Annotated in this window: 11 protein-coding genes and 1 tRNA gene; 4 read left to right on the plus strand and 8 right to left on the minus strand. The window is 58.2% G+C overall.

Annotation, left to right across the window (positions count from 1 at the left end):
- Window positions 1-149 precede the first annotated feature (149 nt).
- A complete protein-coding gene (gene gyrA / locus WC370_01520; protein MFA5308149.1) occupies window positions 150-2,606 on the minus strand; it encodes a DNA gyrase subunit A in 2,457 nt (818 codons plus the stop codon).
- 15 nt (window positions 2,607-2,621) lie between these two features.
- Window positions 2,622-3,431, minus strand: coding sequence for a tetratricopeptide repeat protein (locus WC370_01525; protein MFA5308150.1), 810 nt, complete (start codon window positions 3,429-3,431; stop codon window positions 2,622-2,624).
- A 319-nt stretch (window positions 3,432-3,750) separates the two neighbouring features.
- On the opposite strand from WC370_01525, the gene WC370_01530 reads away from it, so the two are divergent.
- Window positions 3,751-3,969 carry a NifU family protein gene (locus tag WC370_01530; GenBank protein ID MFA5308151.1) on the plus strand — a complete coding sequence of 73 codons (219 nt, stop codon included), beginning with the start codon at window positions 3,751-3,753 and terminating at the stop codon, window positions 3,967-3,969.
- A 17-nt stretch (window positions 3,970-3,986) separates the two neighbouring features.
- Here the strand turns inward: WC370_01530 and WC370_01535 are convergent, their stop codons facing one another.
- Window positions 3,987-5,207: an aspartate kinase gene (locus WC370_01535; protein ID MFA5308152.1), complete on the minus strand. Its 1,221-nt coding sequence runs from the start codon at window positions 5,205-5,207 to the stop codon at window positions 3,987-3,989.
- A 280-nt stretch (window positions 5,208-5,487) separates the two neighbouring features.
- Complete coding sequence (locus WC370_01540) at window positions 5,488-6,672, minus strand: cofactor-independent phosphoglycerate mutase (GenBank protein MFA5308153.1); 1,185 nt, start codon at window positions 6,670-6,672, stop codon at window positions 5,488-5,490.
- 150 nt (window positions 6,673-6,822) lie between these two features.
- On the opposite strand from WC370_01540, the gene WC370_01545 reads away from it, so the two are divergent.
- Window positions 6,823-6,900, plus strand: a tRNA-Pro gene (locus tag WC370_01545).
- Window positions 6,901-6,906: 6 nt separating this feature from the next.
- On the opposite strand, the gene WC370_01550 is transcribed toward WC370_01545, so the two are convergent.
- The 4 genes from WC370_01550 to fmt form a co-directional block, all read right to left on the minus strand.
- Window positions 6,907-7,170: a type II toxin-antitoxin system RelE/ParE family toxin gene (locus WC370_01550; protein ID MFA5308154.1), complete on the minus strand. Its 264-nt coding sequence runs from the start codon at window positions 7,168-7,170 to the stop codon at window positions 6,907-6,909.
- Window positions 7,167-7,436: a hypothetical protein gene (locus WC370_01555; GenBank protein MFA5308155.1), complete on the minus strand. Its 270-nt coding sequence runs from the start codon at window positions 7,434-7,436 to the stop codon at window positions 7,167-7,169. Before WC370_01555 ends, WC370_01550 begins: the two co-directional genes overlap by 4 nt.
- A gap of 92 nt (window positions 7,437-7,528) precedes the next feature.
- Window positions 7,529-8,302, minus strand: a complete 774-nt coding sequence (gene mazG, locus WC370_01560) for a nucleoside triphosphate pyrophosphohydrolase (protein MFA5308156.1) — start codon at window positions 8,300-8,302, stop codon at window positions 7,529-7,531.
- A gap of 106 nt (window positions 8,303-8,408) precedes the next feature.
- Window positions 8,409-9,344 (minus strand): methionyl-tRNA formyltransferase, encoded by a 936-nt coding sequence (fmt, locus tag WC370_01565; GenBank protein MFA5308157.1) that lies wholly within the window; start codon window positions 9,342-9,344, stop codon window positions 8,409-8,411.
- 356 nt (window positions 9,345-9,700) lie between these two features.
- Between fmt and dnaA the strand changes: the two genes are divergently transcribed.
- The gene (gene dnaA / locus WC370_01570) at window positions 9,701-11,056 is read left to right on the plus strand and encodes a chromosomal replication initiator protein DnaA (GenBank protein ID MFA5308158.1); all 1,356 of its coding nucleotides are present in this window, start codon (window positions 9,701-9,703) and stop codon (window positions 11,054-11,056) included.
- 314 nt (window positions 11,057-11,370) lie between these two features.
- A complete protein-coding gene (gene obgE / locus WC370_01575) occupies window positions 11,371-13,257 on the plus strand; it encodes a GTPase ObgE (protein MFA5308159.1) in 1,887 nt (628 codons plus the stop codon).
- Window positions 13,258-13,270: the final 13 nt, after the last annotated feature.

Below are 13,270 nucleotides of genomic sequence, written 5' to 3' on the forward strand. Positions count from 1 at the left end.
TACCGTTTGTTTAAACTTCCCGGTATACGGTTTCCCTTTTGGCATAAAAATACACCCCTAAAGTTATTTCCAGCATATCATACTGTCCAACTTTAGGGGTGCAGTTCATTTTAGGCCCCCCCTTTAATTTCCGTTAAAAACCCCGGCGGCTAGTCTGCTTTTTCTTCTTCCTCGAAAGCGGTAATGGCCACCAGCTTGTCGCCCTCATCCAGCGTCATAACCCTGACGCCCTGGGTGCTGCGGCCCTGGGTGGTGATGCCGTGCTTGGGGTCGTCTTCCTTGACCGGGGTGCGGGTCATCATGCCTTCCGCGGAAATCAGCATCACCTGGTGCTGCGGCGTCACTACCCGGGAGGCGGTGACATCGCCGGTCTTGTCCACTATCTTGAAAGTCCTCACGCCGCTGCCGGAGCGGTGCTGCTGCGGGTACTGGTCAACCGGGGTTACCTTGCCGTAGCCTTTCTCGGTGACTACCAGCACGTAGCCCTCCGGGATGATGCGGTCCATGCTGATAATGCCGTCGCCATCGGCCACGCGCATGGCGCGCACGCCGCCGGAGGTCCGGGACGCCGCTCTCAGGCCGGCCACGTCAAAGCGGATGGACTGTCCTTTACGCGTTACCAGGAGAACATCGTCCTTGTCCTTGGCCAGGCAGACGGATACCAGCTCGTCATTGGAGGCCAGGTCCATGGAGATAAGCCCGCTGCTCCGCACGGCGACGAACTTGTCCACCGCCGTCTTCTTGATCTCGCCCAGCTTGGTGGCCATCAGCAGGAAGGAGCCCGGCATCAGGCCGTTGGCGGCCACCATCGCCGTCACGCGCTCGCCATCGGTGATGGAAAGCAGGTTGATGATGGCCAGCCCCTTGGAAGTGCGGGTGGCGCCGGCGGGTATTTCATGGCATTTCAGGTAAAATACCTTGCCTTTGTTGGTAAAGAAAAAGAGGTCGTCATGGGTGTCCGCCACGGTGAGTATCATCACGGCGTCCTCTTCCCGGGTGACCTGACCGATAATGCCCTTGCCGCCGCGGTGCTGGAGCGCGTAATACTTGGACGGTATCCGCTTGATGAAGCCGCGACTGCTCAGGGTGACCACGACCCGTTCGTGGGGGATAAGGTCTTCCTCGGTGAAGTCCAGCTTGCCCTGCTCGACGATTTCCGTGCGGCGCTTGTCACCGTACTTGGACTTGAGGTCGACCATGTCCTGAGATATTACCGTCAGGATGCGGCGGGGGTTGGCCAGCAGGTCTTCCAGGTAAGAGATGGTCTTGATGACCTCGGCGTATTCTTCTTCAATCTTCTGTCTTTCCAGGTTGGCCAGGCGCCTTAACTGCATATCCAGGATGGCTTGCGCCTGAAGCTGGGAAAGCGAGAACTGACTCATGAGGTTTTTCCGGGCGGCTTCCGCCGTCTCCGATTCCCGGATGCAATGTATAATAGCGTCGATATTGTCCAGCGCGATTCTAAAGCCCTCTAAAATATGGGCGCGGGCTTTAGCCTGTTTCAGCTCAAATTTGCTGCGCCGGGTAATGACTACCTTGCGGAAATCTATATAGGCCTGCAAGGCTTCCCGGAGGCTGATGACCCGGGGCTGACCGTCCACCAGCGCCAGCATGTTCACGAAGAAGGAAGTCTGCATGGCGGTGTGCTTGAAGAGGTTGTTGAGCACCTGCTGCGGCTGGGAGTCCCGCTTCAGCTCGATAACGATGCGCATCCCCTGCCGGTCGGACTCGTCACGGAGGTCGCTGATGCCCTCGATTTTCTTGTCTTTGACGAGGTCGGCGATGTTTTCAACCAGGGCCGCCTTGTTGGTCTGGTAAGGCAGTTCGCTGACGATTATCTGGCGCTTGCCGGCGGCGTTGACGCTGGTGATATGGGCCTTGGCGCGCACCACCACCTTGCCGTGGCCGGTGGCGTAGGCGTTCTGGATACCCTCCCGGCCCTGGATAATGCCGGCGGTGGGGAAGTCCGGCCCTTTTACTATTTTGGTCAGGTCTTCTATATTGGCCTGGGGGTTATCGATGAGGTAGGTGATAGCGTCCGCAATCTCGTTGAGGTTGTGGGGGGGAATGTTGGTGGCCATGCCCACCGCGATGCCGGAGCTGCCGTTTAAAAGCAGGTTGGGCAGCCGGGCGGGGAGCACCGTGGGCTCCTGGAGGCTGTCATCGTAGTTCGGCATGAATTCTACGGTTTCTTTTTCGATGTCGACCAGCATTTCCTCGGCGATTTTCGCCAGTTTTGCTTCTGTATAACGCATGGCGGCCGGCGGGTCCGCGTCGACACTGCCGAAGTTGCCCTGGCCGTACACCAGGGGATAACGCATGGAAAAGTCCTGGGCCAAACGCACCATGGCATCATAAATGGATGAATCGCCATGCGGATGGAATTTACCCATGACATCGCCTACGATACGGGCGCTCTTGCGGGTGGCCCCGCTGTAATGCAATCCCATTTCGTTCATGGTAAAAAGTATGCGCCGGTGCACCGGTTTCAACCCGTCCCGCACATCCGGCAGGGCCCGCGCCACGATAACGCTCATGGCGTAATCCAGGTAGGAGCCCTTCATTTCGTCTTCGATATTTACAGTTCTGACTGTGCCAGAAACCATTAGCGGCCGTACCTCCTATTCATCATCGTTCCCCGTGTCATCATTGGCTTCCTCGGCCTCTTCCGGCAGCACTTCCACTTCATCGCCGCCGATGATGGTATAGCCGGATTCGTCTTCTTCATCGCCATCCGCTTCCACTTTCAGGAGTTTATCACTGCCGTAAGAGCGGAACTCCTCCATGCCCTTAGGCGGGAAAGACAGCTTGCCGGCCTGGCTGGGGTCCTGGTAGGTCTCCCGCACCATGATCGTCATGCCTTCCGCGGTGGACTTGACCACCAGCGCCGTGTACTTGTTGCCGCCCAGCATCAGCCGCACCAGCCGCTGGCCCTGCTTGGGCTCTACTTTGCCCAGGTATTCCCCGCGGCCGTTTTGCACCACCAGGGAAGAGCCCTCCACCTTGACCACGGCCTTGTCCCCAGCCACGGTGAGGGCGCGTTTTTCCTTTTGCGCCAGCTCCACCAGGGTGACCACCCCGGCCTTGCCGATTTCCTCGATGAACTGCTCCGGCTCCACCCTGTCCGTTTCCACTTCCGTTTTGTGGGAGTCTTTCAGGTCATTCAGGCGCCGCAAATTGCGGTTGGCGATGGCGTTATAGGGGTCCAGTTTTACCGCCCGGCTGTAGGCGTCCCTGGAAAGCTTGTATTGCCCCAGCTCCAGGTAGGCCCGGCCCAGGCGGTTCAGGGTGTCCACGTCCTCCGGGCAGGTACCCAGGATTTCCTTGTTTACCTCCACGGCTTCCTGCCACTTGGCCCGCATAGCGAGGTCGATAGCTTCTTTGCTGCGCTGTTCGCGGTATCTTATCTGTTTTTCATCATCACGTGTCATTTACATCCTCGAAATAAGGTAGATTAAGGTTTTATTCTACACCAGTGGAATAAGCCATACAAGGGGATATCTTAAAACCGTTCAGCCGCTGTTCACGGCAAGCCCGCCGCGGCGCCGCGGCACAGTTGCCGCGCCCTCCGGCAAGACCATTGCCCGCCCCGGTTCCGGCGCCGGGGCCAGTGCAGAAAAGAATCCTTTTCCTTATCGCTAAACGACCTCTTTATCAGACATAAAATGCAAATAATTTGACAATAGCTCCGGTCTTAGCTACAATTTTTAGTAGAAGCCTGTTATAAATTTTAAAGGAGTTCAGGTTAAAATGCAAGATAAAGTTAAAGAGGTACTGGACAAAGTCCGCCCGTATCTGGTGCAAGACGGAGGCAACGTGGAGCTGGTGGCGGTGGACGGCGGTACTGTTAAAGTTAAGCTCGTCGGCGCGTGCGCCGGCTGCCCCCATTCCAAGATGACTTTAAAGAACGGCATCGAGAAAATACTCAAGCAGGAAATCCCGGAAGTCAAAGAAGTTATAGCCGTTTAACCTCCCCCGTCCCCCCTTTAAGTGTCCTTATCCAGCTCAAATGCCCGGTGCAAAGCACGCACGGCGTCTTTAATCCGGGCTTCTTCTATGATACAGGTTATCCTGATTTCAGACGTGGTAATCAGCTGTATGTTGACGCCCTCTTTGCTCAGCGTTTCAAACATCCTGGCGGCGTAGCCCGGCGCGTTCTGCATGCCGGTGCCGATGATACTGATTTTCCCCAGCCTGGGGTCGCCCACGCATTCGGCGGCGCCGATGGAATCAGCTATAGGCTTGACCACCGCCAGGGCCGCCTCCAGCTGCCCCTTGGTCACCGTGAAGGTGAGGTCGGTAATGTTTTTAATGCTGGCGTTCTGGACGATGGTATCCACGCTGATGCCGGCCTGCGCCAGGGGCACGAAGATGCCGGCGGCGATGCCGGGATGGTCGGGCACGCCGACCACGGTTATCTTGGCGACATCAAGGTCATAGGCGATGCCTCTCACCTTATTGCGTATTTCCATAGACACCTCTTTTTGAATTAACGTACCGGGTTTATCGTTGAAGCTGGAAGCCACCAGGATAGGGACGCTGAACAGCTCGCCCAGCTCCACGGCGCGGGGATGGATGGCCTTGAAGCCGTAGGTGACCATCTCCAGCATTTCCTCATAGCTGATATCCGCCAGCTTCCTGGCTTCCGGGAGGAGGCGGGGGTCGGTGGTATAAATGCCGTCCACGTCCGTGTACCTTTCGCAGCGCCCGGCCTTGAGGCTGGCAGCCAGCGCCACGGCCGTCGTGTCCGAGCCGCCGCGGCCCAGGGTGGTGATATCCAGGTCCTCGGTGACGCCCTGGAAGCCGGCGACGATGACGATATTGCCTTTTTCCAGCTCCCGGAGAATGCGGGCAGGCTCGATGCTGGTAATCCTGGCGCGGTTGTAGGCCGCGTCCGTGCGGATGCCGGCCTGCGCCCCGCTGAGGCTGATGGCGGGCTGGCCCATGCTGTGCAGCGCCATGGCCAAAAGCGTACTGGCCACCACCTCCCCGGTGGAGAGCAGCACGTCCAGCTCCCGCTTGTCCGGGAACTCGTTAATCTGGTAGGCCATTTTAACCAGGTCATCAGTGGTATCACCCATGGCGGAGACGACCACCACCACCTGGTGGCCCGTTTCCCGCGTATTGACGATGCGCTGGGCGACGTTCTTGATTCTTTCCGCCCCCGCCACCGATGAGCCGCCGTATTTCTGGACGATTAGAGACATATGTTTTGTTCCTCAACTAAACCGAATAAGCGCGCGCCGGAATGATAGCGTCAGCCAGTCCTCAATTACTCTTTCACTCAATTGCGCAATTGCGTATTTACTCATAATTGTTCCGCTCACCCTGAGCTTGTCGAAGGGCATAGCCTCATGGTTCGACAGGTCCCGATTCCTTCGTCATGTCCCGATTCCCTATGGTCATGCGGGACACCGGATGAGGGACGAATCGGTGCGGGATGGCGATAAAATCGCTCACTCACCATGAGCGGGAAATATCGACGCCCTATTTCCCCGCCAGCGCCCCCATTATTTTATACCCTTCCCTCATAAATACGCCAGTCCGCCGGGCCTCCGCCTCCGTAAAGCGGGCCGCCCCGTTAGCGCTTATCCCCTTGCCCCACCGTAAAAACGGGACAGGGTCCGCGGTATGGGTGCGGGCAACCAAGGGGGTGGGGTGGTCCGGCATGATTAAAACGCGGAGGTCGCCGCTAAAGCCGCGCAGCCGGCCGATGATATCCCGGTCCACATCCTCAATGGCTTTTATCTTTTCGTCGATATGCCCGCCGTGGCCGGCTTCATCCGGCGCTTCCACGTGCACCACCACCAAATCATGAGTATTTAAGCTCGATAAAGCGCCGGCGGCCTGGGCGGCATGGTCGCTTTCCGGCCCGTCCGTCACACCTTTAATATCCAGAATATCCATATCCGCCATCATGGCCAGGCCCCGCAGCAAATCCACCCCGGAGGTCAGGGCGGCGCGGAGGCCGTAGGCTTTTTGAAACGGGGGCATGGCCGGCACCTGCCCGCTGCCCCAGAAAAGCCAGATGGTACTGGCCGTCAGATTACCCCGCTCAAGGCGCGCCCTGTTGATTTGGCTGCTTCTCAGGACGGTCTCAGAGCGGGCCATGAGGTCGCGGAGGAAGTCGCTCCCCGGCCCCGCGGGCATAAAGTCCGCCGCCGTCTTACCGGGGATATCGTGGGGCGGGGTACAGACAGCCTGCAATATTTCCGGCCGGCCTTTGATTTTTAAAATATGGCGGAAGCCCACGCCGGGGTAGAATTTTACGCCCGGGCCGCCCAGCTCTTGATTGAGCTCCTTAATGATTTCCGTGGCTTCCGCCGTGGTGATATGCCCGGCGCTGTAGTCGTTCATTTTACCATCGCTAACGTTCACCAGGTTGCAGCGGAAGACCGCTTCATCCGGCGCGACGTCTATCCCCAGGCTTTTAGCCTCGATGGAGGCGCGGCCTTTGTAGTAGATAACGGGGTCGTAGCCCATGACGGACATGCAGGCGCAGGCGCTGGAAGGCTCCATGCCCGGGGGCACGGTCTGCGCCAGCCCTAAAGCGCCCCGGGCGGTGAGGGCGTCCAGGTGGGGGGTGCGGGCCAGCTCCAGGCTGGTCCGGCCGCCTCTGTCCGGGATGGGCAGTCCGGCGGCGCCGTCGATAATCAAAACGATGTACTTCATATATTTTTACTCACTTGCGCAATTACTCTTATGCGCATTTGCGTTATTACTCCCCCTATCCCCCCGCTCCCGGGTCCCGATTTACAACGGGATGACAAATTAAAGCTTTTCTTGCCTTATTGGCCGCCATAGCCGTATAATATGGGGCGGCGGGGCGTAGCGCAGCTTGGTTAGCGCGCAGCGTTCGGGACGCTGAGGTCGGTGGTTCAAATCCACTCGCCCCGACCATCCCTCTTAAAGTCCCTGGTAGGTGCGCTCATTACGGCGTAGAACATCAAGTATTTCTACTATTTTTTGTTTATCCCCAACGTTATAGATAACCCTATAATTACCAACCCGTATCCTGTAATTTTCTCTGGTTTTCAATTGCTTCACGCCGAAAGGCCGCGGATTTCCCGCCAGCTCCCCGATTTTTAGTCTGACCCTCTCATAGTCTTTCTGGTTCAGGTCAAGAAGCTCTTTTTCCGCTCGTGGTTTGATGATTACTTCGTATTTCACTCGTTTTTATGTTTCTCTTTCCACTTACGGTCTAGCTCTTCCAGAGTTATGTATTCCTTCTCCGGATTATTCGCAGCTTCCATCGCGGCTCTCTCATCTTCTTCCAGGTCCAGCATTTCCAGCACGGCTTCCCGGATGAGGTTGGCCATGGAGGTCCGGCGCTCGAAGGCGAGGCGGCGCAGCTCTTCGTGGTGCTCTTGGGTTAAAAATATCGTCGTCCTCTTCAAGGCGGTTTTCTTTTTAGCTTTGGATTTGGTTAATGTCATCTTCATCACCCCCAGGGAACATACTAGCATATAAACATATATATGTCTATATGTTGGTTATAATTAGATATATTTTCCCGCCCCAGGCATCCTCAATCAACCTCTTTTTTCGCTTCCTCCCAGAGGCCGTCCCACTCCTGGAATGAGAGCGACTGCAGCTCCCGGCCGCGCCGCCGGGCTATTTCTTCCACTTTAACGAAGCGGCGGTAGAACTTCCGGTTGGCTTCACGCAAAGCCGACTCCGGGTCCACGCCCTCCCAGCGCGCGTAGTTGACGATGGTAAAAAGCAGGTCGCCGATTTCCTGCGCTTTCTCTTCCTGACTGGCCGCCGCCTTTATCTCCGCCACCTCTTCGGCAATCTTATCGATGACCCCCTCCAGGTTTGGCCACTCGAAGCCCACACGCACCGCCCGGCGGGATATTTCATAAGCGTAAGCCAGGGCCGGCATCTGCGGCGGCACGCCCGCCAGCATGGACTTGCCCTCCGCCCGCTCTTCCTTTTTCAGCTGCTCCCAGTTGTGCATCACCTCTTTGGCGTCTTTGACCTTGGTGCCGCCGAAGATATGCGGGTGGCGGCGTATCAGCTTGGCCGATATGCCCCCCACCACGTCCCCGATTTCAAACTCGCCGCTGTCTTTGGCTATCTGCGCGTGCAGCACTATCTGCAATAGCAGGTCGCCCAGCTCCTCGCAAAGCGCCGCGGCGTCCTTACCGTCCAGCGCCTCCAGGGCTTCGTAAGCCTCCGCAAGCAGGTTTTCCCGCAGCGTTTGGTGGGTCTGCTCCTTGTCCCAGGGGCAGCCGTCCGGCCCGCGCAGTCGGGCGATGATGCCGGTCAAAGTATCGAACTTGTTTAAATCTTCAGGCAAAGCGGGGGACCTCCTCACCGTATTTTCCGGGGACGGGTAATGGGGGGAATAAATACTCACCTGCGTTTTTGCGCAATTCCTCTTTTGCGCACTTGCGCTATTACGATTAACCGGGGAGCAATGAGCTGGTAAAGTCCCGCTGGCCGCGTATAAACTCATCGGCGGTCATGGCTTTCTTGCCCTCGTACTGTATGCGGAGCACTTTCAGGATGCCCTCGCCGGCGGCAATGCCCAGCCCGCCGTCGCCCGGTAAAGCTATCACCCTGCCCGGCTCCAGATTATTTTCGCCGGGCATCACGGCGGCCTCGTTTATCTTGAGCTGCTTGCCGCGCCAGGTGGTAAAGCAGCCCGGCCAGGGGTAATAGGCGCGCACGCGCCGCCAGATCTCCGCCGCCGGTTTCTTCCAGTCTATCTCCCCCTCCTCCTTTTTTACCTGCCCGAAGTAGCTGGCGCCGGCTTCATCCTGGACGCGGGGCGCAATCTCCCCGCGCAGCCAGCCGGTCAGCGCTTCCTCCAGCAGGTGCGCCCCGATTATGGCAAGCTTATCGGCCAGGGTCCCGGTGTTGTCCAGGGGGGATATGGGTACGGCCGCCGCCGCCAGCACCGGCCCGGTGTCCAGTTTTTTCCTGACCAGCTGCACGGTGACGCCGCTGAACGCGTCCCCGGCCAGTATCGCCGCCGCCGCCGGTGAAGCGCCCCGGTGCCTGGGCAACAGGGAAAAATGGACGTTCAGGCACTGGAACGGCGGTATATCCAGCAGGGCCTGCGGCAGTATCTGCCCGAAGGCGCATACCACGATGACGTCCGGCTTTAAAGCCGCCAGCTCCGCCAGGGCTTCCGGCGTCCGCACGCTTTCCGGCTGCATTATCTTTAGTCCCCGCCCCGCCGCCTCCTCTTTTACCGCGGAGGCCGTCATGCCCCGCCCGCGGCCGGCCGGGCGGTCCGGCTGGGTATATACCGCCGCCACCTCCCGGCCGCTGTCCAGCAGCTGCTCCAGGGAAGGCACGGCGAACCGGGGTGAACCCATGAAAACTATACGCATTTTCTTACTCCAAACGCCAAAATTGTATCACTAAAATATTTTTTTTACCACCGCACGTCACCAAGCGAGGGACACCAGTAAACCCGCAATAAACACAGGTTTAAAGAGCTAACACGAGCGCTCAGGCGGTAAAAACGGCTGGTTGCCGCCCCCACAAAATTTGCATGGCACGGGTTTCCGGTTGTATGCTATGTGTTGTTATTGAGTTAATCATTTTTTAACTTTGTAACGCCTCCAGACCCGCCGGGTCAGGCGGTATACCCGGATATATTTTATCAGAGGTATACTTGTGCCCAAAATTGATAGGAGAATTATCTAAGGATTACCGGTAACTGCGGTAGCCATTTGGATTTTTTATGGATTCTATTAGACCCAGAACGCCCCGGGAAATATGGGAGATTGCCCTCGGTGACCTTCAGGTGCAGGTCAGCAAGCCCAATTTTCGCACCTGGTTCAGCAAGACGGTAGGCCTCGGCTACCAAAATAACGAGTTCGTCATCGGCGTGCCGAACACCTTCGCCGCCGAATACCTGGAGAAAAACCAGCGCTCCCTGATTGAAAAATCCCTGGCGGGCCTGACCGCGCCGGATGTCAGCGTGGCTTTCCAGGTCAACGGCCACTCCCATCACTCCGCCGCCGGGGCGGATAAAGCCCCGTCCATTCCCGCCGCCCCGCCCGTTTACACCCGGCTGAACCCGGACTACATCTTCGATTCCTTTATAGAAGGCGGCAGCAACCGCATGGCCCGCGCCGCGGCGCTATCCGTAGCGCAGAACCCGGGACACAGCTACAATCCGCTCTTTATCTACGGCGGCGCCGGCCTGGGCAAGACCCATTTGCTCCACGCCATCGGTCAGGCGGCCATCGCCAACCATATCAACGTCATCTGCACCAGCGCCGAGCAGTTCACCAACGAGTTCGTCGCCGCCCTGCGCGAAAGGAACACCGAGGACTTCCGCAACAAGTACCGCAGCATCGGGATGCTGCTTATCGACGACATCCAGTTTATCGGCGGCAAAGAGCAGACCGAGGAAAGCTTTTTCCATACCTTCAACGAGCTGCACAACACCAACCGCCAGATAGTCATTACCAGCGATTGCCCCCCCAAGTCCATGCCGCTCCTCGAGGAGCGGCTGCGCTCCCGTTTCGAGTGGGGACTTATCGTGGACATCCAGCCGCCGGACTACGAAACGCGGCTGGCCATTTTGGAGTCCAAGGCGCGACAGAAGAATTTCAGCGTCCCCCGGGAGGTCCTTGAGCTTATCGCCAAGGAAGCCCAGAGCAATATCCGGGTGCTGGAAGGCTCGCTCAACCGCGTTTACGCCTTTGCCAAACTGATGCGGACGCCCCCCACCCTGGAAATAGCCAACCGCGCCCTGGAGGATATCGCCAGCAAGGAGTTCATGCCGGACGATATCACCCCGACGCTGATTATCGAGGCCGTGGCCGATTGCTTCCAGCTCTCCCGCGAGGCTTTGCTGGGCCGCGAGCGCGATAAGGACACCGCCCTGGCCCGCCGCCTGGCCATGTACCTCATGCGCCAGGAGACCAACTTTTCCCTGGCCCAGATAGGGCAGCAACTGGGCAACCGCGACCCCGCCTCCGTCACCAGCGCCTGCAAGAAAATAGCCAATGACATCACTATCAGCCCCTTCCTGAAGCGCAAGGTGCGCGATATCCAGCGCAGCCTGCACCAGCAGTCTCTTTCCTGATTTACCCCCGGGGCGGCGGCCATATTTCTGTTATTACGGCGGATACCCTTTTTTATCCTTTTTCAGCTTCATTTTTCTTTTTTACCGGGAGGATTTATTGCGTTTATTTTGCCCCTGTTTTGGCGGTATTTTGGGGCTTTTTTGCCGGTATATTGAGTATCTCCGGCGACGGTTTACGCCTGCGTTCACGCCTGCGCCGTTCCGGCCATCGTATTTTCCCCCCGCCGCTATATTAGTGATAGTCTTACTGTAAACCATAACCTAATACATTTAGTGTATAATCATAATTAAAACGTTGTGGGTATTTTGAGTTTATGATAGATAAAGTAGAGATAATCGTCAGGGGTGGGGATGGGGGAAGAGGGTCGGTGGGTTTCCGCCGGGAGATGTACGTGCCTTTCGGGGGGCCGGACGGGGGTGACGGCGGCAAAGGGGGGGACGTTATTATCCGGGCGGACCGCTCCACTGATACCCTGCGCTTCTTCCGCCGCAACCAGCTGTACCGCGCGTTTAATGGCGCCAACGGGGCCGGTAAGAAGATGCACGGCAGGAACGGGGAGGACATTGTCCTGATGGTGCCGGAGGGCACGCTGATAACCGGGACTGATGAAGACGGGGAAAAAGTGTTGCTGGCGGACCTGGCGGCCGCCGGGGAGCAGGCGGTAATCGCCGCGGGGGGAAAAGGGGGGTGGGGGAATGTACATTACCGTTCCTCCATTAACCAGGCGCCGCGCATCGCGCAAAAAGGAGAACCGGGAGGGGAAATAGCCATAAGCCTGGAGATGCGTGTCATCGCCGACGCCGGCATCATCGGCTATCCCAACGCCGGCAAGTCCACGCTGCTGGCGGCGGCATCCGCGGCGCATCCTAAAGTGGCGAGCTACCCCTTCACCACCCTGGAGCCGGTGCTGGGGGTGGTACCGCAGGGCCGGGAAAGCTTTATCCTGGCGGAAATTCCCGGTCTGATAGAGGGGGCGCACCTCGGCAAGGGGCTGGGCATAGACTTCCTGCGCCACGCCATGCGCACCAAAATCCTGGTACACATTGTCAGCGGGGATTCGCCCGCGCCGGTGGAAGATATCATCAAGGTCAATAACGAGCTGGCGATGTTCGACGTTTCCCTGGCGAAAAAGCCGCAAATCATCGCCCTCAATAAAATCGACCTGCCGGAAGTGCGGGAAAAGCTGGCGGAAATCAAGGAAGAGCTGGCCGCCGGTGGCATCAAAGCGTATTATATTTCCGCCGCCACCGGGGAGGGCATCCCCGGGCTGATGGCGGCGGCGTTCGAGGTATTAAAAGAGGTGACCGGCGCGGAGGAGAGCCTGGCGCCGGAGGTTAAAGTGTTCCGCCCCCAGCCCCGCGAAGCCCGCATCAGGGTGGAAAAGAAGGGGGACGAATATGTTATTTACGCTCCCGGGCTGGACCGGATTATCGCCGGGAGGGGGGTTACGGTCGGGGAGCTGCGCTGGCAGCTCAATTTCCAGCTGGAGAAACTGGGTGTGAATAAAGCCCTGCAAAAATCCGGCGTGCACACTGGTGACACAATACGCTGCGGCGACCTCACCTGGGAGTGGTCGTCCACTGACAAGGAAGGGCGGAAAATCGGGGTGCTGGGCGGCACCTTCGACCCGGTGCACCAGGGGCATATCCTGATAGCGGAGGAAGCACGGGCGGCGCTCGACCTCGACGAGGTTTTATTAATGCCGGCCGGGCAGCCCATGTCCCGCGACTATGAGAAGGTTACCACCGCCCGCCACCGCCTGGAAATGCTCCGGCTGGCCGTTGCAGACAATCCCGAGCTCAAAGTCTCCACCGTGGAAATAGAGCGCCAGGGGCCGTCCTATACCGTGGACACCATCAGCGAACTGAAGAAAGATTACGGTCGCAGCGACGAGATATATTTCATCCTGGGCTGGGACAGCCTGGCGCAGCTGCCGGATTGGCATGAGCCGAACCGCCTGGTAAGCCTGTGCTACCTGGTGGCGGTGCCGCGGCCGGGCTGGAAGCGCCCGGTCCTGAAATCCCTGGAGGGCGTGCTGCCGGGTATATCAAAAAAGGTGATATTCCTGGACAAGCCCAGGGTGGATATCAGCGCTACGGACATCCGGGAGCTGGCGCGAAAAGGGGAGTCCATCAGCCACCTCGTGCCCAAAGCGGTGGCGGAATATATCCGGAAAAACAAGCTGTATATGGAACCGTAAATGAGCAATTGCG

Source organism: Dehalococcoidales bacterium (assembly GCA_041652735.1).
Classification (GTDB): Bacteria; Chloroflexota; Dehalococcoidia; order Dehalococcoidales; family RBG-16-60-22; genus RBG-13-51-18.